At 37.1% G+C, this 21977-nt stretch carries 19 protein-coding genes; 6 read left to right on the top strand and 13 right to left on the bottom strand.

What is annotated here, in order from left to right:
* Positions 1 to 117: 117 nt before the first annotated feature.
* From CXF71_RS06690 to CXF71_RS06670, 5 genes are all read right to left on the bottom strand, one after another.
* Positions 118 to 1125 (bottom strand): isocitrate dehydrogenase, encoded by a 1008-nt coding sequence (locus CXF71_RS06690; RefSeq protein ID WP_101232181.1) that lies wholly within the window; start codon positions 1123 to 1125, stop codon positions 118 to 120.
* Between the two features lie 289 nt (positions 1126 to 1414).
* Positions 1415 to 1840 (bottom strand): DUF3192 domain-containing protein, encoded by a 426-nt coding sequence (locus tag CXF71_RS06685; RefSeq protein ID WP_101232180.1) that lies wholly within the window; start codon positions 1838 to 1840, stop codon positions 1415 to 1417.
* Positions 1841 to 1861: 21 nt separating this feature from the next.
* Positions 1862 to 2734 (bottom strand): flap endonuclease Xni, encoded by an 873-nt coding sequence (gene xni / locus CXF71_RS06680; protein ID WP_101232179.1) that lies wholly within the window; start codon positions 2732 to 2734, stop codon positions 1862 to 1864.
* A 2-nt stretch (positions 2735 to 2736) separates the two neighbouring features.
* Positions 2737 to 4083 (bottom strand): nucleotide 5'-monophosphate nucleosidase PpnN, encoded by a 1347-nt coding sequence (gene ppnN, locus CXF71_RS06675; protein WP_101232178.1) that lies wholly within the window; start codon positions 4081 to 4083, stop codon positions 2737 to 2739.
* A gap of 97 nt (positions 4084 to 4180) precedes the next feature.
* Positions 4181 to 5788 (bottom strand): GGDEF domain-containing protein, encoded by a 1608-nt coding sequence (locus CXF71_RS06670; protein ID WP_101232177.1) that lies wholly within the window; start codon positions 5786 to 5788, stop codon positions 4181 to 4183.
* 349 nt (positions 5789 to 6137) lie between these two features.
* On the opposite strand from CXF71_RS06670, the gene CXF71_RS06665 reads away from it, so the two are divergent.
* On the top strand, positions 6138 to 7895 hold the full coding sequence (locus CXF71_RS06665) for a M61 family metallopeptidase (RefSeq protein ID WP_101232176.1): 1758 nt from the start codon (positions 6138 to 6140) through the stop codon (positions 7893 to 7895).
* 83 nt (positions 7896 to 7978) lie between these two features.
* On the opposite strand, the gene queF is transcribed toward CXF71_RS06665, so the two are convergent.
* Positions 7979 to 8839: an NADPH-dependent 7-cyano-7-deazaguanine reductase QueF gene (queF, locus tag CXF71_RS06660; RefSeq protein ID WP_101232175.1), complete on the bottom strand. Its 861-nt coding sequence runs from the start codon at positions 8837 to 8839 to the stop codon at positions 7979 to 7981.
* A 55-nt stretch (positions 8840 to 8894) separates the two neighbouring features.
* On the opposite strand from queF, the gene syd reads away from it, so the two are divergent.
* The gene (syd, locus tag CXF71_RS06655; RefSeq protein WP_101232174.1) at positions 8895 to 9497 is read left to right on the top strand and encodes a SecY-interacting protein; all 603 of its coding nucleotides are present in this window, start codon (positions 8895 to 8897) and stop codon (positions 9495 to 9497) included.
* A gap of 4 nt (positions 9498 to 9501) precedes the next feature.
* Here the strand turns inward: syd and CXF71_RS06650 are convergent, their stop codons facing one another.
* Positions 9502 to 9873: a hypothetical protein gene (locus tag CXF71_RS06650; protein WP_101232173.1), complete on the bottom strand. Its 372-nt coding sequence runs from the start codon at positions 9871 to 9873 to the stop codon at positions 9502 to 9504.
* 194 nt (positions 9874 to 10067) lie between these two features.
* Here CXF71_RS06650 and CXF71_RS06645 point away from each other — a divergent pair, with 194 nt between their 5' ends.
* The 3 genes from CXF71_RS06645 to CXF71_RS06635 all read left to right on the top strand — a co-directional run bounded on the left by CXF71_RS06645 (position 10068) and on the right by CXF71_RS06635 (position 13559).
* Positions 10068 to 10460, top strand: coding sequence for a DUF3192 domain-containing protein (locus CXF71_RS06645; RefSeq protein WP_101232172.1), 393 nt, complete (start codon positions 10068 to 10070; stop codon positions 10458 to 10460).
* A gap of 172 nt (positions 10461 to 10632) precedes the next feature.
* Positions 10633 to 11304: a GNAT family N-acetyltransferase gene (locus CXF71_RS06640; RefSeq protein ID WP_101232171.1), complete on the top strand. Its 672-nt coding sequence runs from the start codon at positions 10633 to 10635 to the stop codon at positions 11302 to 11304.
* Between the two features lie 1898 nt (positions 11305 to 13202).
* Positions 13203 to 13559, top strand: coding sequence for a hypothetical protein (locus CXF71_RS06635; protein ID WP_101232170.1), 357 nt, complete (start codon positions 13203 to 13205; stop codon positions 13557 to 13559).
* Positions 13560 to 13648: 89 nt separating this feature from the next.
* On the opposite strand, the gene trpA is transcribed toward CXF71_RS06635, so the two are convergent.
* Genes trpA through CXF71_RS06605 form a run of 6 tightly spaced genes read right to left on the bottom strand, consistent with a single transcriptional unit; the run spans position 13649 to position 20623 of the window.
* Positions 13649 to 14497: a tryptophan synthase subunit alpha gene (gene trpA, locus CXF71_RS06630; protein WP_101232169.1), complete on the bottom strand. Its 849-nt coding sequence runs from the start codon at positions 14495 to 14497 to the stop codon at positions 13649 to 13651.
* Complete coding sequence (gene trpB, locus CXF71_RS06625) at positions 14497 to 15759, bottom strand: tryptophan synthase subunit beta (RefSeq protein WP_101232168.1); 1263 nt, start codon at positions 15757 to 15759, stop codon at positions 14497 to 14499. Before trpB ends, trpA begins: the two co-directional genes overlap by 1 nt.
* Position 15760: 1 nt before the next feature.
* Positions 15761 to 17203 (bottom strand): bifunctional indole-3-glycerol-phosphate synthase TrpC/phosphoribosylanthranilate isomerase TrpF, encoded by a 1443-nt coding sequence (gene trpCF, locus CXF71_RS06620; RefSeq protein WP_101232167.1) that lies wholly within the window; start codon positions 17201 to 17203, stop codon positions 15761 to 15763.
* Between the two features lies 1 nt (position 17204).
* Entirely contained in the window at positions 17205 to 18341 is a 1137-nt protein-coding gene (trpD, locus tag CXF71_RS06615) for an anthranilate phosphoribosyltransferase (protein WP_101232166.1), read from the bottom strand.
* Between the two features lies 1 nt (position 18342).
* Positions 18343 to 18969 carry an aminodeoxychorismate/anthranilate synthase component II gene (locus tag CXF71_RS06610; RefSeq protein WP_101232165.1) on the bottom strand — a complete coding sequence of 209 codons (627 nt, stop codon included), beginning with the start codon at positions 18967 to 18969 and terminating at the stop codon, positions 18343 to 18345.
* Positions 18962 to 20623, bottom strand: coding sequence for an anthranilate synthase component 1 (locus CXF71_RS06605; RefSeq protein WP_101232164.1), 1662 nt, complete (start codon positions 20621 to 20623; stop codon positions 18962 to 18964). The genes CXF71_RS06610 and CXF71_RS06605 overlap by 8 nt, the downstream gene beginning before the upstream one ends.
* 441 nt (positions 20624 to 21064) lie before the next feature.
* Here CXF71_RS06605 and rnm point away from each other — a divergent pair, with 441 nt between their 5' ends.
* Positions 21065 to 21970, top strand: a complete 906-nt coding sequence (gene rnm, locus CXF71_RS06600; RefSeq protein ID WP_101232163.1) for an RNase RNM — start codon at positions 21065 to 21067, stop codon at positions 21968 to 21970.
* Positions 21971 to 21977 lie beyond the last annotated feature (7 nt).

Here is a 21977-nt window from a genome sequence, read left to right as displayed (position 1 = left end):
TTGTAAAGTAAATGAGAATAATTTAACGCGTTTATAAAACGTGATTCAAAAAAAAGGCCCTCAATTTTTAATAAAATTGAGGGCCTTTTTTGATCTTTCTATTTATAGATAGACTACTTATAGTCTTTCAAGTACCGCTTCTGTAAAGTCTGTAGTGCCATGAGTACCGCCTAAATCGCCAGTGGTTCTATCACCTGTTGCAATAACATCAGTGATGGCCGCTCTGATCTTCTCGGCTTTATCACCCATACCTAAGTATTCAAGCATCTGAATTGCTGCGAGAATAACTGATGTTGGGTTTGCTAAATTTTTACCTGCAATATCAGGTGCACTACCGTGTACTGCTTCAAAAATAGCACAATCTTCGCCAATATTGGCTCCTGGAGCCATACCTAGACCGCCGACTAAACCAGCACATAAGTCAGATAAAATATCACCAAATAGATTGGTTGTTACAATCACATCAAACTGCTCTGGGTTCATAACCAATTGCATACAGCAATTATCAACAATCATTTCTGTTGATTCAATCTCAGGGTAACGCAGCGCTACTTCTCGGGCAACTTTCAAAAACAAACCAGAGGTAGATTTTAAAATGTTAGCTTTATGGACAGCCGTTACTTTCTTACGGCCTTCCTTGCGTGCGGTCTCATAAGCAAAGGTCAATATTTTTTCAGCACCGTCACGAGTAATAATACTCATGGCTTGAGCTTCTGTACCGTCTTCAGAAGTAACTTGGCCAGCACCTGAGTACATGCCTTGAGTATTCTCACGAACGGTTAGAATATCAATGTTTTCATAACGTGCTTTAGTACCCTTAAATGATAGTACAGGACGTAAATTTGCGTAAAGCTTAAATTGCTTACGCAAGGTGACATTGATCGATGTAAAACCTTCACCAACAGGTGTAGTTAATGGACCTTTTAAGGTAATCTTATTTTTTTCAATAAGATTAATAGTCTCTTCCGGTACTAATTCACCATGTTTTTCTAATGCGGTTAAACCAGCATCTGCAAATTCATATTCAAAATCGCAACCTGCTTTGTCTAATATTTTAATAGTCGCATCGATAATGCTCGGACCGATACCGTCGCCAGGAATTACCGTGATGGTTTGTTTAGTCATTAGTTCACCTTGTCATAATACTTTGAATAATACATCGTCAGCTAATATTCTATTTAACGACGATATACCTATAATTAATTGCGTAATGCATAGCTGAGGAAAATTTACTCAAGTAAAGCTCTGAGACAAAGTGGTCGGCTCAGTGCTTTATCAGTGTACTTTATATCATGTTGATGCTATGTATGCGAGCTTGAAAGTTTTCATTGTATCCTCCGAAAAATTGTATCTTCGGAGGCTAAGAACTTAACAAATAATAGTAGAGGGTTACTTAGAAAGTAGCAATCTGACTTTAGTCTATAGCTGTTGGGAGTTTATCTATACTGAGGTGATTTTTAATGATGCCCCATTGCTCCGGGTAATGATCTCCTAAACCAATTTCTCTTAGGATCCCGTTAACAAATAATAAAAAGGTACATTCATCTTGCGTGGTAATACCATCTGATTTTACGTGCTGCGTACGGTAAAACATAACTTGGTAGTTAACATCATCAACTGTTCTTGCTTCAGTTATATTAGGACTGCCTAACTGAGTCAATGCTTGTTCAAAAGTAAATTCATCTAATTTTATTTTAGCGATAAATTGGCGATTGTAAGCTTCCTTGTCATCCCATTTCATTTTGTCTGGGCTGTCATCATAAAAGGTAACAACAAGGGCAACAAAAATGGCATAAAGTGTTAGCGCGAGTAGAATTCTACCGATTATTTTTTTATTCATAGTTATTTATCTTTTTTACAATTAGCTTCTTTCAGCATTAATGGAAATTATATTACCATTAATTTCGGCAGCAGGTGAAGGGGTTGTTAAGCGGATGTCTTTTAAATTAAAACCTAGCGGGATATCTTGCTTTAATGTTAATAATTTTCTTGCTAAATCCATTTGTTCTAAGCTTTGAGTTAGCTTTTCTGAGAGAGAACTCTTCAAGTCTGTGGCGTTAAGTATCGCTTTTAATGAACCATATTGATTAAGTAATTTAGCCGCATTGACTTGTCCAATACCACTAACACCTTCAATTTTATTAGTATTGTCGCCAGTTAACGTCCAAAAGTCTATCAGTTGAGAATACTTAACATTAAACTTATTTTGAACGTGTTCTTCATCCATATAACGGCGATTAAAGTAATCATAAATATGAATGTTAGGGCTTAGTAGCTGTAAAAATCCTTTATCCGTCGAAATAATAGTCACCTTTTGGCCATGAATCGCCATTTTTACCGCTAAAGTAGCAATAAGGTCATCAGCCTCATCTTCATCAGATGTTAATGAGTCAACTCCTTGCTCCATAAAGGCATCTTGTATATCAATTAATTTATTCGAAAGGTGGTCAGGCATCTGTTTTCTGCCTTTCTTATAACCCTCAAAAAGTTGATAACGCCAGCAAGGCTGCTGACTATCAAATACTGCCAGTGCATGGGTAGGAGCATGCTGTTCTATTATTTTTGTTAAAGCATTTACACAGGTCTTTTGGGTATTAAATAGAACTTGTTTTAGTGTACTAGCCGATAATTCATCACTATCTTGCTGTTTTATCTGGATAAAAGGACGCTCTTGCACCGCGTATACACGACGTATTAAGTTTAGAGCGTCAATAAGTATTAAGTGAGCAGCCAATGTTAACTCTCAACAACTTTGTAACATGGGATGTATTTGCTACCGGGTAACTTCATTCGTTGTTGCTCGACGAATGAAGCAAGCAGTTTATCCATGAGCGCCATTATCCTCTTGTCTCCTGATATTTCAAAAGGACCAAACTCTCTAATTGCTTTGATACCTCCTGATTTTACATTACCTGCTACTATCCCAGAAAAGGCGCGGCGTAAATTGGCAGCAAGTTCTGCTGTAGGAAGATCATAGCTAATTTTTAGGTTGGCCATATTCTTATGTGTCGGCTCAAAAGGGTGCTGGAAATCATCTGCTATCATAAGTGACCAGTTGAAGTGAAAGGCATCACCTGTTTCTTTTCTATGTGCGATTACTTTATCTAGGTCGATCTTCATTAATTGGGCAACTTTAACGGCATCATCTACCACTATTTGGTATAACGACTGTGCTTTTTCACCTAGCGTAGCACCGATAAAAGCATCTATTTCATTAAAATATTCAATAGCACTAGCAGGACCGGTAAGAATAATAGGTAATTGTTGTTCTGAATTTTTTTCGTTAAGCATTATACCTAAAATGTAGAGTAACTCTTCGGCAGTTCCAGCTCCCCCTGGGAAAATGATAATGCCATGCGATATACGAACAAATGCTTCTAAGCGTTTTTCGATATCAGGCATTATTACCAATTCATTAACAATTGGGTTTGGTGGCTCAGCAGCTATAATGCTTGGTTCTGTTAAGCCAACATAGCGTCCGTCCTTAATTCGTTGCTTAGCGTGGCCAATGGTTGCACCTTTCATAGGACCTTTCATCGCCCCAGGGCCACAACCGGTGCATATATTAAATCCGCGTAAACCAAGTTGGTAACCTACATCTTTAGTATATTTATACTCATTATGTTTGATTGAATGACCACCCCAACAGGTGATTAAATTTGGCTCGGTTTCGGGTAATATAACATTGGCATTCCTTAGAATATCAAACGTAGCGTCAGTAATACCTTCTGATGAACTTGGGATTGTTCTATATCTATTATTGAGAAAAAGGATATCGCGTAATACTGCCGAGAGATGCTCTCTAATACCTCTGATTATTTTACCATCAACAAAGGCATGCATTGGGGGATTTTTTAAATCGATTTTGACACCACGCTCTCGCCTCAATACTTGTATCTCAAATGTGAGGTATTGTTGATAAATCTCTTCTGCATCATCAGTATTCGAGCCAGCGTTAAGAACAGCTAGAGAGCAATTTCGATAAAGTTTATATAAGGTGCTACTTGCAGACTGTTGCAGTTGGTCCACTTCAGCTTGTGATAGCAAGTTCATATTACCAACAGGGTTAATTTGAGTATGCATAATTTACTCCTTTATGCTAATGATCAATCTATAGTGATGAAATTACAGCAGTTTGTTGAGGTGATAAAGGCAGTTAGTGAATAGCTAATTTACCTTGTTACTTAGTATAAACAACTTGATTCTTACCTTGTTTTTTAGCTTTATACATTGCTTGGTCAGCACGTTCGAAAGCTGTATGAATGTTATCATCAGATTTTATATGGGTTGCGCCAATTGAAAGGGTAATACTGACCTTGTTACTTTTAAACTTAAAAGGTAGGCGAGTAACGTACTTATTGAGCAAATTGAGATCAGCAGTTAGTGCTTCTTCATTTGTTTTAGAATAAATTAAAACAAACTCTTCGCCACCATATCGGCCAACAAAAACGCCTTTGTTAACGTTCTTAATAATTGAGTTGGCAATAACTTGTAACGTTTTATCGCCAGCAGTATGCCCATAGGTATCGTTAATCTTTTTAAAGTCATCAATATCGATGACAACGAGGGCAAGTTCAAATGGCTCGTGATGAAAACGTACCATAGCTTTAGCAAAAAATTCATCAAAAGCAGCTCGGTTAGCAAGCTTGGTTAGTGCATCTTGCATACTCTTTTTTTGTTGGTCGGCAAGCTTTTCTTCAAATACTTTACTTTGCTTTTCAAGTAACTCAACTTTTGCAGACATATCATTAAGTTTATCAGCTAATTGTTGGTGGTTTTTTTGCTCAAACGTTGATTTTTGCTCTAACGTACTCGCAATACATTGTAGCTTTTCATGAATATCTTCTTTAACTTGGTTTAATGATAGTGCTTTTTCAACACTACCTGTCATATCCGTTAGTTGATTCTGCAGTTTATGATTGATTTTGTCATTTTCAAGCTGAGAGGATTTTTGTGATGCTATGGTTTCTTTAACTGCACTTTGTACTTTTGTTAGTGTGGCGCTTAGGCACGTTAAAAAACTTTCAGCACTGCTTTGTTCGTCTCTAAAGTCAGCAACAATGACATCAAAAATTTCTATCAGGTGACTTAAAACTTCATCACTTGATTGATCTGCCAATAATTTTTTCTTGATAGCCAATAAATCATTAGTATGACCTATAGAGAGAGGTAATGAACTGAGGGAGGCTGATATTTTTTCAAGTATTCTGACATCAAATGCTATTGAATCATTTTTATTTGAGGATTCGATTTTTGTCGCAATAATTGGTTGTTGCAACAGTCCTTGTGTCGGTGTCACGTTTTTAGATTTTAGGGCGTGATCATAAAAGGTTAACAACTTACTCAGTAAAGGAATATATTGAATTAATGCATCTTTACTATCTTTAGTTTCTGTTAATAAAGCTCGTAAATCTCTACGCAAGTTGTCAGGTAAGCCATTTATTTTTTGTAAGCTTTCCCCTGCATGATTAAATTGTTCATGCATATGAGCAATGTTTTTTCCATTGGTTAAACTGTGTTTTTGTAATAACTTAGAAATGATGGAAATTTTTTCTACAATGTCAGAAATTGGCGCTGATTTAGTAAATAAGGTGCGTAATTGTGCTAAACGGTTATCTAATTCAATGTCTATACCTTTGGATATTTGTGACAATTTACCAATAAATTGAATGAGTAGGTTCGATTGCAGATTAAAATCATCTTCTAGTGAACTACGAGACTCGATTGCGCTATCGAGCTTCCTTTTTAGTGCAACTAGTTGCTTTTTGGCAACAGTACTGTCATTCATAAAACCAATTAATCCTTTATGGAGATGTATGCTTAGTGCGTTACTCAGTAAATAATTGAGTAACTTTTTAATATCTTGCTAACTAGGTAGATAACCAGTTTACATATTTACTTTGGCATAAGTATAAGACAGTTTATAACATAAAAACGTTATTTATCAGTATAAAGATAAAAATATTTAACTTTCATTGCTCTATGTTAACTTTTCATAGTATTGGGTATTTATTATTTGTTAAAATAGCTCAATCTTAGCATATCCATATTTCTACCCATAATTGAGAGAACTACTTCGAGTGTCTAATTATAATCTTAAATTCATAATCGCAATATCTTTATTTTTTTCACTACTAATGTCAGCTCATGCGACTGTAAAAGTTAACATTAGTATAGCGCAACCAGAGCATCACCTCGCCAATGTAGAACTTAAATTTGATAAAGTAAATACAGAACAGGTTAACTTTAATTTACCTACTTGGCGCACTGGGCGATACGAAACATTAAACTTAGCGAATGGAATTCGTGATTTCATTGCCAAAGATAGTCAAGGTAATGTGCTGAATTGGCGTAAAATCAGCAAGCATACATGGCAAGTTAGTGGCACCGAAAATAAAAAGGTTCATTTAAGTTACCAAGTCTATGCTAATCAATTGGCAAAAAGAACTCGCCATATAGATGACAGTCATGCTTTTTTGGATAGTTCTGCCGTTGTTATGTACAGTGAGGCAAGTCGAAATTCAGTCCATACGGTACAGCTTTTTGTACCTAAATTATGGCGCAGTTTTTCAGGACTTGAAACGGGGACTAATGACCATCAATTTATAGCCACTAATTATGATCAATTAGTTGATTCACCTATTGAAACGGGTATTAATGAGCATCATGAGTTTAGTGTTGATAGTCGACAGTATGAGTTGGTCATTTGGGGTGAAGGTAATTACGATAGTGCGAAAATGGTTGAAGATTTACAAGTATTAGTAAAGCAGAGTAAGCATATATGGCAGGGATACCCTTTTAAACGTTATGTTTTTATGGTGCATGCAACGAGTGGTGCTCGCGGTGCAACAGAACATGTTAATTCAACCATCATTCAACGTTCGCGTTTCAAGTTTTCCACCCGTAAAGATTATCTTGGTTTTATTGCTGTAGCTGCTCATGAGTTCGTTCATACATGGAATGTAAAGCAATATCGTCCGCAAGGTATCGTGCCTTATGATTATCAACAAGAAAATTATTCTAACTTGTTATGGTTGGTAGAAGGCTCAACTAGTTATTTGCAATACCAACTGCTATTGCGTGGTAATTTAATGACCACTGATGAACTTTTCACCACATTGGCTGAACGCATTACGGCACACGCTCATAAACCTGGTAAAAATAGTCAAAGCGTGGCACAAGCAAGTTTTGACGCTTGGATAAGTGAAGGTGGTGATTACGGTAATAATCATAGCGTTAATATCTATGCAGAAGGCTTTTTAGCCTCTTGGTTACTTGATTTTGATATTCTTACAAAAACCGCGTTAGTAAAAAGTTATCGTAATGCTCATAACCAACTCTACCAGCAACATCGCCTACCAAAAAGTTATAATGAAGTAGATATTTTAAATATATTAAAGCAAGTAACAGGTGCCGACTATCAAGTATGGTGGCAAGATAATATTCAAGGAACGAAAGAAATTGATTTTGCCCTTTTATTAGCGAAGGCAGGTCTAGAGATGAGTTATGCAAAAAGTACTAAAGATAAATCGAGCAAGCAATCTAAGGTATGGACAGGTCTTAAAACTAAGCCAGGAATTCATGGTTTAGTTGTTTCTTCGGTAGAGAAGGACAGTCCAGCATGGCATGCAGGGTTGACAATCGAAGATTCCATTGTCGCTATCGATGGCTTGCGTATGGTCGAAAAGGATCTTGTAAATCGTTTAAAAGATTTTAAAGCGAATCAAACTATTAGTATTACTTATTTTCGAAGAGACAAGTTAACAACAACTACACTTGAACTTGCTGAAATAGCTCAAAACGAGCTGAAAATCATTCCTATAACGAAGGCAAGCCCTGAACAGAAGGCCTTTTTTAAAGCATGGACGGGTGTCGACTTTCCACAAAAGAAATAGCTAAATACTTCTTAAGCATTAAAGCACAGTAATTATGTCGCTTTAATGCTTTTTTTTATCCTGAGAGTGTGAAGTAAGGGAGATTATTGACGTAATGTTCTGGCAAAAGGGGCTTGTTCAGTATGACTACTCCTAAATGGGTTTATATCTAACCCACCGCGCCGAGTGTAGCGTGCGAAAACGGTTAATTCTTCTAGTTGGCAGAATTGCTGCAAGTCGCAGTAGATTCTTTCGACACATTGTTCATGAAATTCATTATGCTGGCGAAAGGAGATTAAATACTTCAAAAGTGCGGCATGGTCTATAGCACTGCCACGATAGTGAATATAAATACTTGCCCAATCTGGTTGGTTAGTTATTAAGCAGTTAGACTTTAATAGATGACTAACTAAATACTCTTCAACTTGATAGGTATCTTCTTTATTTTTTGCTGTATCAAGTAACGTTGGGTTATATTGATAGTTATCTATGCTGATATCTTCACCATCAATGCAAAAATATGTATCTGTGTTTTTGGCAATATCTAAGGCAGGACAGTGATCAACACCAAATAACTTTACACTTGCCGCAGAGCCAGCTATTTTTGATAGGTCTTTAGCTAATACCTGCTCAACGTCTTGAACACTATTAAAGTGTGTTTGATTGAAGCTATTTAAATAAAGCTTAAACGACTTTGACTCAACAATATTTTCACTGGTACAAGCAAAGCGAAACTCAGCTACGGCAACTACCGGTTTACCTTTTGGATTGAGCCAAGATAGTTCATAACCATACCAGACATCTTCACCTACAAAAGGTAAATTACTTTGATTAAGTGCTAAGTCATCTCTATTTAAACTTCTAGGTACTCCTTGCAGTAAATCTGCGGTATATTCGCTGCAATATTGTGTACTTTTACCCAGTGTTAACTTGCTTAGTTCAGTCGCATTTTGATAATTGGCCATAAATTTTTTCGGTAGTGAGCTAATATATCGCTATTTTAAAGGATCTTTTCTTTATATGACATCTACAAATAAAACTTTAGCGCAAATGCTTTTAACCTTTAGTAAAGACTATAGCCAGCAACACATTGAGCAACTCGGCCACCTGCCAACAATGGAGCACGATGAACAATGGTCATCTCCTTGTGAATTAGGGCCACATGATGCCAGTCACTATTACTGGCAACCTGTTGCAATGGAAAGTGAAAAATTAACTGATAACAAAGAAGAGGCGCTCTCTTTTAATAATGTCGAGTCTGCATTAAATCTTGAATTACATCAGGATATTAAAACCTATTTCACTACCATTTTTAGCGGTGACATTGAAGCTATGTGTGATGAAGGTGAGCTATCTCTTCTCTTTGCTTGGAATAAGGAGGACTTTGAACGACTACAAGAAAACCTCATAGGGCATATCTTGATGAAGCAAAAGTTAAAGCAAGCTGAAACTGTCTTCTTCGCCGTTACTGATGAAGAGGATATGATTATTTCTCTCGATAATAGCAGTGGTGAAGTATGGGTTGAACGAGTGGGTTGTAAGCCGCATAAAAAACTTAGCGACTCATTAGTTGATTTTATAAGTCAATTAACGCCAAAGAGTTTAGTGAGTGATAAAGTCTAAAGTCTTATTTTTTTTTACTTAGTTGTTCAGTTAAATTGTTGATGAGCGACCTCATTTCAGATAGTTCATTCCTCATTTCTGTTAACTCGAGATCTAATGATTGTTGAATGATTTTCTTTATCGAGCCATTCTCAAGTAACGACTCAAGTAACGCAGAAGCGTTTTGTGTAGATGGATTGGGATTAACCTCTTGCTCTGTTTTATTGTGAATGGGTGCAATGAAATCAGGTTGATGCTGCCAGCTTTTCAGCGTAGTTATTAGCATAGCCAATGTAGCACGTTGACTTAGTTTTGCTTTTACTAAAGCTACTGTTGGTTTTGTTCCTGCATTGGCTAATTGATTTGCGCAGATTAAAATTTCATCGATAATTGTCATTTTACTTACTGATTATAATATAAATAATTTATTTAACGATATTTTAGCCAATATAGCCAAATATGTCTCGTTTTTCATTACCTTGTTTTTCAAAGTTATTATAATTCAATGGCTTAACTTGTTGGCTTGTTTTTTGCTTTTGTGAAGAAAGAATTATTATAACTATTACATTGTACCTTTAGGGAATATTAGACATGAAAAAATCACTCATTGCTTTACTGATCGTTGCTCCACTAGCTATGACATTATCTGGTTGCGTTGTTAAAATAAATGATGATGGCATAGACCATGGTTTTGTTGGTGACAGTGAAGAAAGAACTTATAAAAACCGCAAGAAAATTGCCCAAGTACAATTAGGTGCTTCTTTTATGGATATGCAAGAGAAACTAGGGGTTTCTGACTTTTCAGAAACTTATGCCGATGGTGATAACACCGTACGCGTTTTATATTATCGCACCCAACGTAAACATAAAGATGGTTTAACGACAAAAGATGAGTGCACTTTCCTACAATTTATTAACGGTAAGTTAGCTGAGACAGGTAATGGTGGCGATTATTCAAAAACGGGAACAGTTAAAGCTAATTAGTTATTAATTTTTATTTACTATAAAGTGCCTCGCATAGCGGGGCATTTTTTATTCTAATTCTAGATGACTATTCTTTGTTATAAAATTTATTCTATTTGACCTCTTTGAAATTATACTGCTATGGTGGGTCGTTAGATTAAAAAATAACCCACCATCAGAGTAGGAGATAATAATGAGTGATACAGTATCGGTAGAAAGTAGTGTTGATAGTAAAATAAATCAAGAGGTTAATATTCGAGCGACTTATTTGAGTGCTCATGAATTGAAATTAGCCGCCTCACTTTTATATCAAGCGTATCATGATGATCCTGTTTTTTTAGATATTTTTAATAGTGATAAAGAAGATTATGAGCAACGTCTTCGTGGTGCTATCAGGGAAGAGCTTAATGCTTTTTGGCAAGCCAAACAACCCATGATTGGATTGTATCTTGGAGAAGCTATGGTTGGTGTTGCTTGCATCAACAGTCCAGATGAAACATTGGCAAGTGATCGCTTTTGGCATTGGCGTCTAAAAATGCTATTAAATGCCGGTTATTTTAGTACCAAACAGATGATGCAAAAAGAACAAACGGTATTGGCTGCCGTGCCGTTGAACGTATTTCATTTCCTGTCATTTATTGCAGTACATCCACTGCATCAGCAGCATGGTTTTGGCCACTACTTAATGGCAGCTGTTAATACTGTTCTTGATGAGCATCCCGATAGTGAAGGTGTTGCGGTATATGCCACTTCAGGAAAATTTAAAGAATTCTTCAAACATGTTGATTATCATACGGTAAAAGAGGTCACTGTAGGAAATGTCTGTGGTGCAGTGATGGTTCATTACCGAGATAAAGAAAATTAAATTTGATTTCTTTGTTTTGAGGTTATATTAGACCTGTTTTACCCTTGTTTTATTCCCTAATGAAAAATAGCACTGACAAAGTGCTATTTTTTTTGTAAGACATGTCTTACATCATCGTGAGATATATTGGCAATCTCTGCTGATAAATTGAAACTGAAAACCCTACCACATTGATTAATAAGAATTAAAATGACAAAGTGATTATTGTATTACTTTTACACTCTGATCTTTTTTGTTAACAAACTTCGATAGACGATATTTAGGTGTATTATTAATCCTGTCAGGAAGACAAGGAGCAGGGGGCTTTAGCATTACTTGTAATGCTATCAAGGAAGATGCAGTCACTGAGATGGAACCTAGTGACTTAAGGACTTACCGGGAAGGTAACAGAACCTAAGGAATGGGTTGGGTAAATAGGATGCAAGGGATGCACATCAAGGAAGATGTAAGTAAGGATACTTGTATCAGATAAAAGGAAAACCTAAAGCAGGATGCTTTAATTATAAATAATACGTGGTGTTATTTATAATAGGGTTTAAAGGAGACTTTAAGGATGAGGTCTAGTGGTAGGATGCCACTATGGATGAAATAATCAAGGATGTGGAGTGGTAAGGATAACTAAAGTCAGGAAGACGCTAATTAAGGATGATTGAAAGGGCAGCCTAATCGTTACCCGCAATGGATATGAGTGGACTCATAAGGGATAAGCTAAGGATAGTTTTTCAAGGAAGAAATGAGATCATTAAATATGTGTGCAGGATGCACCGTATAAGCTAGATATAGAGATGCGACTCAATGAGTCGCATTTTTTATTTACGGGTCGAAAACCGTATTAGTCTAGAAAAACCTATTCGTCACTACACACTTTCAATCTTATTTACCCTATCTTAATTTCTTAATAAAAAAACACCACTGACAAAGCGCTCTATCCTTCGTAAGACATGTCTTACATCATTGTGAGATATGTTGGCAATCCCCGCTGACAAAGTGAAATTTAGATTCGTATACAACTGATTAATAACAATTAATTGTTATAACGAATTGTTACACCTGCTTTACACGTGGATCTTTGTTATTAACAAACTTCGATAAGCGATATTTAGGTGTATTATTAATCTTGTCAGGAAGACAAGAAGCAGGAGGCTTTAGCGTTACTTGTAATGCTATTAAGGAAGATGCAAGTTACTAAAAAGGAATCTAGTAACTTAAGGACTTACCTAGGATGGTAACATAACTTAAGGATAAGTTGAGTAAATAGGATGCAGTGGATGCATTTCAAGGAAGATGTAAGTAAGGATGCTTGTGTCAGGTTAAAAAGGAAAACCTAAAGCAGGATGCTTTAATTTTAAATAATACTTAGTACTAGTTAAAATAGGGTTTAACAGGGAGGCTTTAAGGACGAAGTCTAGTGGTAGGATGCCACTATGGATGATATGAACAAGGATGTGGCTTGGTAAGGATAGCCAAGGTCAGGAAGACAGTAGTTACGGAAGGCTATTACGAAGGAATATTAACTACGGAAGGTTAATTTTAGGATAAGCAACAAGGACTAGTTGAAAGCTGTACTTTAAGGGAAATAGTGTCAGGAAGACGTTAATCATGGATGATTGAATGGGTAATCTAATCGTTATTCAAAATGGATATGAGTGGACTCATAAGGGATATGCTAGGGATAGTTGTTCAAGGAAGAAATGAGAAGATTAAATATGTGTGCAGGATGCACCGTATAAGCTAGTTATAGAGATGCGACTCAATGAGTCGCATTTTTTATTTGTACGTTACAATCTATTTTCGTTTATTATAAGCTTTAAAAATAAACCACTATTAATTGGTATCGTTTATCGGGATAGTAAAATATTCTCTATTAATTATAAAGTGACTTGAGAGTAAAACAGTACATGTTGGAAATATTAGCAAAGCTCTCTACAAATCTACAACCCTTTCGTAAGTTGACTTATCTCTTGGCGGTATTCCTCGTAGGAATTATTGTTACTCAGTTGTTGCAAACACCTTCATCAACGCAGTTGAATAATCCTTTTGCTATGTTAAGTTTTGTCGGCATCATTTGGTTACTATTATTTAATATATTGTTATCTCTTTTTCATAATATTCCAAGTATTGATGAGGGCTCAAAAGGTATGTTTACACACATGAAAATTAAAGTGCAACGAAGTTTTTATCATTTATTAGCACTGCTTTTTATTGCTTTAACGCTAATAATCGTATTTTTAACTGCCCGCATACTCAGAGTTTAAACAAGAGCAATAAAAAAGGAGCAATATTATTGCTCCTTTTTAATGTGTATTACTTTACCGTTTGAAAGTATAAATCTATAAGACGTTTACTATCTTGTTGCTGCTTTCATCTCACTAACAAAAGTCGTTAAATCAGTAAGCATTTTACTATTGTCAGCTAAGTTATCTTCAATGATTTTAACTACAGCCGAACCACTAATCGCACCAAGTGCTCCTGCGCTAAGGGCATCTTTAACTTGTTGTGGAGTTGAAATACCAAAACCTAATACAGGAGGTGCAGCATGGTATTTTGATAAATTTTCAATTAATTTACTGGCAGTACTAGAAACAGTGTTTTTGGGACTTTCAGTACTGTCGACACCCGTTACGCCTGCACGACTTAATACATAAGTATAACCTCGAGAATATGAAGATACCGTACGTAAGGTTTCATCACTAGCGTTAGGAGGGGCAATAAAAATAGGCGCAACCCCGTACTTTAATGCAGCTTCACGAAAGGGCTCACTTTCTCTAATAGGTACGTCAGCTATTAATACTGAATCCACACCAGCTTCACTCATATCTCGATAAAACGTATCAATACCACGCGCAAAAACTAAGTTACCATAAAGTAGTAAACCAATAGGTATTTGTGGAGCGTATTCTCGAACTTGCTTTAATATATCAATACAGCTATCAGTATTAATGCCAGCGCCTATAGCGCGAAGTGCAGCATTTTGAATGGTTAGACCATCAGCACTTGGATCAGAAAATGGAATGCCTAATTCAAGGGCATCAGCACCTGAATCAATTAAACTTTTGATAACAGCAAAAGACTGCTCAGCATTAGGATCGCCAATCATGACAAAAGGGATAAAAGCTTTTTCATTTTTCTCTTTTAATGCTGCAAACGAGATTTCATAACGAGCACCTGCATCTTGAATATTTGAGTGTGACATTATGCTTCTCCTCTATGTTTAACTGTTTTTGATGATAAAGCTTCATCAGGGGAAAGAATCGCGTGTACATGCGCTAAATCTTTATCACCACGACCAGAAAGATTTACTAGATAAATCGTTTCTTCAGTAGCAGATTCGGCCATTTTTAATGCTTGCGCTAGGGCGTGAGAAGACTCAAGAGCAGGAATAATACCTTCGTTCATTGCTAAAGCTTGAAATGCAGCCAATGCTTCATCATCATTAATCGGAACATATTGAGCACGACCTGTATCTTTCAAAAAGGCATGTTGAGGACCAACAGCAGGGTAGTCAAGACCCGCAGATACTGAGTAAGATTCTTGAATTTGGCCAAAATTATCTTGCATTATATAAGTGTAATTACCATGCAACATTCCTTTAGTACCAGCAACAAGTGTTGCACCGTGCTCTTTGGTCTCAATACCTTTTCCACCGGCTTCAACACCAATAAGTTTAACGCCTTCTTCTTTAATGAAATCGTGAAACATACCTATAGCATTTGAACCTCCACCAACACAGGCGATAACATAATCGGGTAAACGACCTTCTTCATCATAAAACTGTGCTTTGGCTTCTTCACCAATCATTTTTTGAAATTCACGAACTATAGTAGGAAATGGGTGAGGTCCTGCAGCTGTACCCAATAAGTAGTGCGCATTTTCATAATTTGCAGACCAATCTCTTAGTGCCTCATTAACAGCGTCTTTTAATGTGCCAGAGCCAGCAGTTACCGGAATAACTTCAGCACCCATTAACTTCATACGGAAAACATTAGGTTGTTGTCGCTCACAATCTACTGCGCCCATGTAAACTTTACATTTTAACCCAAGTAATGAACAGGCAATGGCGGTTGCAACGCCGTGCTGTCCAGCACCCGTTTCAGCAATTATTTCAGTTTTACCCATACGCTTGGCTAGTAATGCTTGCCCTAAAACTTGGTTAGTTTTATGTGCTCCACCGTGTAATAAATCTTCACGCTTCAAGTAAATTTTAGCGAGTGGATTTTTTACAATGTTTCGACAACAAGTTAATGGTGTAGGTCGGCCAGCATATTTTGTTAATAAATTATTGAACTCGGTTAAAAAGGCTTCATCGGTTTGAGATTCGATAAAAGCTTGCTCTAATTGCTCTAGTGCGGGGACTAATAATTCACCAACGTACATACCACCAAACTCGCCAAAATAGGCAGGCAAGCGGGTTTTATTTGACTTGGTCTCTTGAGTATTCTTATTTGTATCTGACATCTTAATAATTCCTAATTTTCGAAAATACTTGCGCTAGTTTTTCACTTGATTTAATACCTGGACTGTCTTCTACACCGGAGTTGAGGTCTAGGCCAAATAAATCTACTTGTGTTAACTGCTCTATGGCTTGACCAATATTGTCATTGTTTAGTCCGCCAGCTAAAAAGCTTTTTGATAAGTTTTGCTCACTTAAGGCTAATACTTGCCAGTTAAATGTTTTACCACTGCCAGGGCTTTGGCCGTCAAGTACATGATGACTAACACTTTGATTAAGCAAAGGAACGCTCTGTGCTACAGGACTAGCCTGCCATACGTCACAAAACCCACAGTCATTCTGAGCAAGCTCGGTGGTTAAAGCCTCAATATATTGAGCATCCTCACTACCATGTAGCTGTACTGCACTTAATTTAAGCGCTTTAACTAAGTCTATAACTTGTTCTCGATCTTTATTAACAAAAACGCCAACGTACTCTAATTTCGGCTCTGTTTTGATAATGGCTTGAGCTTGCAATTTAGTAACATAACGAGGTGATTTTTCGGCAAAGATAAGGCCACCAAAACGTGCACCTGCATCAGCGGCAGCGCTAGCATATTTGGACTCAGTTAAGCCACATACTTTATTATTACCGTAAATTAACTTTCGACAAGCTAAGTCAATATCTTGATAAGTATTGTTTTTTGGATCCATTAGCGAACTGCCAACCAAAAAGCCGTCGACAGCAGGCGCTAACTCTCTCACTTGGTTGTTGTTGTAGATGCCAGATTCAGAAATAATAATTCTATCGTTAGGTAAGCTTGGTGCGTAGTCGAATGTACGTGATATATCGGTACTTAGATCACGTAAATCTCGATTATTTATACCTATCATTTTGGCATTGAGCTTTATTGCTCTGTCGCGCTCATCTTCGTTAGATATTTCGGTTAAGACTGCTAAATTATATTGCTCAGCGACGGCGGATAACTCAAGGTACTCTTCATCGGACAAAACACTGAGCATCAATAAAATTGCGTCAGCGCCATAATATCTTGCTAGGTACACTTGATAGCTATCAATAAAGAAATCTTTATTTAGTACCGGGCACTTTACCGTTTGTGTTACCGTTTTTAAGTAATCAAAATTACCTTGGAAATATTTTTCATCGGTTAATACTGAAATGGCAGCAGCATATTTGTCATAAATTTGGCAAATGGCTTTTACATCGAAATCAGGGCGAATCAACCCTTTAGATGGTGATGCTTTTTTGCATTCAAGAATAAAACCGGCGTAAGGTTTCTCTTTCGTTCTTGTTAAGGCGGCATACATATCTTTAGTTGTTGGCACAAGCCCATCAATGAAGCTTGCTAATGGCTTACTTATTTTCAAAGCATCAATTTCAATGCGTTTATCATCAACTATTTTTTCTAAAATGTTTTTTTCTGCTGAAGTAGTAGTGTTTATATTCATGTTATTTTTCAGCCTTTGTTTCTCTATTAGAGTTTATTTCAGTTTTAATTTCTCTATCACTGCCAACGGTAGTTGAAGGTGCCTCTTCATTTGAAAGTTTCACCAATGCCGATAAAGTGCTTAAGCCTTTACCTGAAGCAAGTACCTCGGCTGCAAGTTGTGCAGCTTGAGAAAAGGTGTCAGCCTTATTGTGTAAATACAGGAGTGCAGCACAGTTAATGATTACTGCGGCATTGTGGGCATCCTTTCCTTTTCCCGATAATATATCTTTAATGATATTGGCATTTTCTGCAGGCGTACCACCTTTAATCTCTTCAAGAGAGTAATTTTTTAAGCCAAAATCTTGCGGCTTAATGGCACGCTCAATTAATTCACCGTTATTAATTTCAACTACTTGCGTATTTCCATGTAAAGCAATTTCATCTAAGCCACTGCCATGGACCACAAAAGCACGTTTGACACCAGTAAGTTGTAAAGCTTGGGCCATAGGCATTAATAACTCAGGCGTATATACCCCCAGCAGCATTATATTTGGTTTAGCGGGATTAACTAACGGTCCTAAAATATTGAATAAGGTACGAATACCCATAGCTTTTCGTACTGGCGCCGCAAATTTAAAACCCGAGTGATAAGCTGGTGCATATAAAAAACATAAATTTGTTTGTGCTAAACAATTATTCGCTGTTTCAGGTGACATGGATAAATTAACACCAAACGCTTCAAGTAAATCAGCAGAGCCAGACATACTGGACACACTTCGATTGCCATGTTTTGCCATTTTTAAACCACAGGCTGCGGCTAAAATTGCCGCTGTGGTAGAAATGTTAATGGTATTGGCACCATCACCGCCAGTACCGACGCAATCGGCTATGATATCGTCTGTGCTATTTCGTTGAGGAAATGACGTCGCAGCAGCGCGTATAGCGATAGCGGCACCGGCAATTTCTTCAGGTGTTTCACCTTTTATCTTTAGTGCTGTTAATACACTTGCCATTAGCGCAGGATTTATATTGCCTTGTAGTACTTGCTGAAAAAAATCATGGCTTTGTGCTTGTTTTAAATTAAGGCCATCAACTAATGCAGGCAAAATAGTATTGATAGTTGAAACATTTGAATTAATATTTTGTGGATTAGTCATCTTATTCTCCAGAAACATTATGTAGTGATGGCGCTAAAGTAAGTAAATGCTGAATACTTTGTGCTAACAAGGTGGTACCAAAAGTCGTTAATATTGATTCTGGGTGAAATTGAAAAGCTAAAACAACATCTTTGTCATGGCTAATAGCCATGCACATACCGTTATATTCGGCGATAACATCTAATGTAGGTGGTATATCTTTACCGATAAGCGAATGATAACGAGCAACAGGTAAAGGATTTTGAATGCCTTTAAAAGCACCACTACCACTGTGCGTAATACTTGAGGCTTTACCGTGTACAATTTCTTCTGCTCTGTCTACCAGGCCACCGTAGTGCTCAATTAATGCTTGGTGACCCAAACAAATACCCAACATAGGAATACGTCCAGCACACTTTTTAATAAGTGCCATTAAACAGCCCGCTTTGCTCGGCTCACCTGGCCCAGGGGAGAGAACCAATAATACTGGCTCTGATGTTCGTTGAGTATGTTCGAGCATTTTTTCAAAAATAAAATCTGCACTGAGCGTGTTTCGATAAACACTTGGCTCAAAACCTAAACATTGAAATTCATCAACCAAGTTATAGGTAAAAGAATCTAGGTTATCGAGCATAAATAATTTAGTCATTGGCTTGCTCCTTTACTGACGTATTGGCAGTGAAAATGGTATTGGCGTCACTAATAGCGTTAAGAACTGCTTGCGCTTTTTGCCTTGTTTCATTCGCTTCACTGATTGGGTCTGAGTCGAAGACTACCCCCGCACCTGCTTGTACTTGAGCAATATTATCTTTAACAAAAGCAGAGCGTATAACAATACAAGTATCCATTTCGCCAGTGCCTGTTAGGTAACCAACAGCGCCACCGTAACTACCACGCCTTTTACCTTCTACTTCTCTAATAAGTGAGGTAGCTTTGACCTTTGGTGCGCCAGAGAGTGTCCCCATATTCATACAAGCCTGATAGGCGTGCAAAGCATCTAAATCTGTTTGTAAAGTACCGCATACTCGAGAAACCAAGTGCATAACATGAGAGTAGCGATCTACTTTTAGTAACTCGGCGACATAACGGGTGCCAGGTTGGGAAACTCTAGCTATGTCATTACGCGCTAAATCTACCAGCATAATGTGCTCAGCAGACTCTTTTTTATCCTGTCTAAGTTCTAGTTCAATGCGGCTATCTAAGTCTAATGAAATATTACCCTGTTTATCAAAACCGCGAGGGCGTGTTCCCGCTATAGGGTAAATTTCTACATGGCGATTGCTGGCTTGGTATTTCAATGCGGATTCGGGAGAAGCACCAAAAATACAAAAGTCGCTATCTTTTAGGTAAAACATATAAGGACTAGGATTACTAAGCTTGAGTGCTTTATAAGCGGCAATGGAATCAAAACAAGGTAGGGTAAAAGTACGGGAAGGTACCACTTGAAAAATATCACCCGCTCGAATATTTTCTTTTAATTGGTCAACTATTTCACAATAACGTTCGTCACTAATATCGACTTGTAATTGGTCATCAAACTCTTGCTTATTAGCAATATCAATACATGAAGGACTTAATTGTGATACTTGCTTTACATCAATAGAGCTAGCAAGAGTCTTTTTAATGTGAGCAACACGGTTGGAGATAGCTAATTGGCTTTGTTTGGTTTTTTCAGCGTCGTTGTAATTGAAAATATTACCAATGATTTCTGTACTTTGTAATTCATGGTCAATAATAACTAGCGTTTCAGCTAAGTAATAAACAAAATCTGGGCAAGTATTATCACCATCATCTACTGCGGGTAATTGCTCTGCAATGGCCATGAGATCAAATGCAAAAACGCCGCCTAAAAATACTGAGAATGGGTGACTATTGTTATCGGTAAGTTGATTGAATAATCGTAAACTGTGCAATGGATTTGTTGCACTTAATCGAGCTTTTTCATCCAGGTCTTTAGCAACCTCGCTAAATGTTGCTTGAAATGATTTTTTATCATCAGCAATAGTTACTTGGGCATGGGATTCTAATTGAGCAGCGGCGAACTCAACAGCGCTTTCACCATTTAAAGAGAGTGCAGAAAAAGTAACTGAATGGCCATTACAAACAATTTTGACTGCCGCATCAGTTAATAATAAGCTTTTCAATAAATGCTTCTTATCAATCTCAGCCGATTCTAATAAGATATTATGCTGTTGTTGGTGGCATAATAATTGGTAAACACTTAACGGGTCATTTTGATAGTGGGTACTATCTTGAATAGTGATTACTTCACCATTTTTTTTACTGGGTAAATTTTGTGTCATTTTGATTACTTCTATAGAGTTTATTTAAAGAAAAATTGTCAGCCTGCGTAAATAGGCAATAGCCACCAAATAAACCATGTTTTTGTTCTATTCATTTTAAATCCATTATTAATAAACTTGGTAAAACTTCATTTCGAAAGTATATCTCGAACGCTTTAACGACAAAAACCCGCTGATAAGGGCGGGTTTTTTTGAAATTTGTTTAATCTTTTTTAAGATACACGCAATTATCACAACCCAATTATGTCGAGTTATGCCACCACCAAATTAATGTTATGTTTGTTATTGCTGCATTCATTTTTACGTGCCTTTATTTTCGATGAAATATTCACTCAGTCTTAGTTACTTTACGCTTATTTATTAAGGAAAAAGTATCATTGTTTACTCGTTATCAGTAAACTTATCATAACACTGAGATTTACCCCTATAGAAGACCTTATTATGGCGTTGCTGTCAACCACTGATTTCCCACATCAGATAGTAAAAACGGAAGGCTTTGCCCATAAACGTATTGACCTACACAGCCATACTAATTGCTCTGATGGTGGCCTGTCGCCGCAAAGCTTGATAGATAGGGCTGCTAACTTTCAAATTGATGTTTTAGCGATTACAGACCATGACACCGTTGCTGCTCTTGATATAGCCCAAAAGCATATAGACGAGAAAAAAATTCCACTTAAATTGATTAATGGCATTGAAATATCTACCGCATGGCAGGGTTTTGAAATTCATATTGTGGGTTTGAATATTGATAAAAATAATCCTGAATTAAAAGCGTTGATAGCACTGCAGCAACAAGCAAGAGAACAGCGTGCTATTTCAATGGGTGAAAAACTGGAAAAATGCGGCTTTCCAACTATTTATACCGATGCTAAAGCGATGGCTGGTGAAGGCTCTATTACACGTGCTCACTTTGCTAAAGTACTCCATCAACAAGGGCATGTTAATACTATGCAACAAGCCTTTGATAAATATATTGGCAAGAAAGGCTCAAAAGGGCAACGCGCCTATGTAAAACCTAACTGGTGTAATATTGAAGAAGCTGTTCAGGCTATACATCACGCTGGCGGAAGCGCGGTAATGGCTCACCCTATCCGATATGATCTTTCTGCTAAATGGTTACGACGTTTGATTGTTCACTTTAGTGAAGTTGCTGGCGATGGTTTAGAAGTGGTATTACCGCAAATGAATCCAGAACAAAGACAGAAAATGTTGGCATATTGCCAAGAATATAATTTACATGCTTCCATGGGGTCTGATTTTCATTACCCTAACAGATGGAGTGATATAGGGCGAAACCTAACTATGCCCGTTGGTGCCAAACCTATTTGGGCACAATGGCAATAACAATGTG

Origin of the sequence: Colwellia sp. 12G3 (assembly GCF_002836775.1) — a bacterium.
Taxonomy (GTDB): domain Bacteria; phylum Pseudomonadota; class Gammaproteobacteria; order Enterobacterales; family Alteromonadaceae; genus Colwellia.
The sequence above is the reverse complement of the archived record's forward strand: the minus strand, read 5'-3'. Positions and strand labels throughout refer to the sequence as shown.